The 1,719-nt window shown below is 36.4% G+C and carries 2 protein-coding genes; both read right to left on the reverse strand.

Going from position 1 to position 1,719, the window contains the following annotated elements; translation table 11 throughout:
• Window positions 1-235: 235 nt before the first annotated feature.
• Entirely contained in the window at window positions 236-856 is a 621-nt protein-coding gene (locus tag AC0YN7_RS29635; protein WP_475813603.1) for a hypothetical protein, read from the reverse strand.
• A gap of 154 nt (window positions 857-1,010) precedes the next feature.
• Window positions 1,011-1,448, reverse strand: a complete 438-nt coding sequence (locus tag AC0YN7_RS29640; protein WP_475813604.1) for a hypothetical protein — start codon at window positions 1,446-1,448, stop codon at window positions 1,011-1,013.
• Between the last annotated feature and the right edge of the window lie 271 nt (window positions 1,449-1,719).

Here is a 1,719-nt window from a genome sequence, read left to right on the forward strand (position 1 = left end):
AAGATCCCACAATCATATTTGCTTTTGGTTATATCAGCTGTTTTCTTACCCATTCTATCCCATATTGGGCATTCATGAGAAGAGTCCTTTTACACTATACTGCCCGTTAGCGTAATAAAAGATGGAGCAGCTGCCGACTGCAACTGCTCCATTTTGTGTTCAACTATCGTTTCCCGTTAGCGTAATCGGTTCACCGTAATGTATATAAATACTAAGTATACTTTTCCCTTATCGACTATTCATTATCGGTTAATGATATAGGTATCTCAATAAAATCAGTGCCTATAATTTTTACGCCATTTTTTTCATTGGAACCAACTGTCACACCAATTTTGAATGTCTCCGGTTGATGTTTTTCATCTTTATCATGAACTATATCAATCACGATAGTCCCTGTGCCGCCTCCTGTTCGTGGTCTATAAAGCTCATTCGCAACTTCTATCCTCGCACGCCACTTTGAATCCGTATCTGCAGTAGTCCACGTCGATACATAGTCTTCAGATTTTGATTGAGTTTTGTTTTCAGGATAACTGCTGATGATGTTGGAAATATACCATTTGTCAGGGATATTGAAAGCTACACCACCCCAATCTTTAGGGTCGACCTCAATTGAAGCAACTATCTGTATATGTTTGGCCCTTCCTTCGTCTCCCCAGACAAATACCGTTCCTTTTGCTGATGTATTCAATTCAGTAGAGTCGGAATTCACACTAAAACTTCTCACTTGAACAACATCTTCATTGATTGCTGTATTATGAATAGGTTTTTCTTTCTTTGATGACAGCTGAAAAAGCATAGTTGCCACAATTGTAATCAATACGGCAAGTAAAATGTATGAAATTACTTTCAGAGACATTCCCTAGAACCTCCATTTGAATAGCCATATCATCCATTATTTACATTTTAGCACATTGTTTTATTGAACAATACTGTCCGTTAGCTTAATAAAGAAAGGAGCAGTTGCCGTAGCAGACTGCTCCTCATTTGTTTAACTGTCGTTTCCCGTTAGCTTAGCGAACAACCTGATTAAAACTAATATCTACAGCTTCATCAAAGCTGTATTTCAGATAGTTCTTTACATATTCAGAAAAATCATTAATTGTTACCCAGTTCGAATTGTCCGTGCTAATTGTGCCATTCGTTTTTTCAGCGAATAAGATGGCAGACCTATAAAAAGCCCGTTTATCTACAAGTAAGGCGTTATCATCGATATCAATCATGATAAGTTTTTTATTCAGCAATTCAAAATTGATGTGTTCAAATGACCTTTGGATACCATCACTCCAGCGATTATCATCTATCCATTTATCCCATGACAACATTAAAGAATTATATTCTTTTAGGTCTAATGCGTGAGATACACTCAATGCCTTCTCCCACATCACCTTTTTTAACTCGTCTACATTGGGCAAGGTTTTTGAATTTATCATGTTTATATATAATTGCATATAAATCCCCTTTTTATTTCAGGTCGTCTCCAACATTGCTACTCTCAGTTTAGCTAAGTCTAAAGAAACTTCATACAAAATTCCACTAACCTGCCCGTTAGTTTAATAAAATGAGTAGGCTACCGCATTGCCTACTCATCGTTGTGTGCTATTGAACTAACGTTTCCCGTTAGCTTAATCTTCTTCCGATACTACTTGAAATTTGATAAAAGCTCACCATTGATTATTTAAAGTTTGGATTTGCAACTACTTTTAATTGATCACCTATTTT

The sequence above is a fragment of the Paenibacillus sp. J31R122 genome (genome assembly GCF_056269185.1).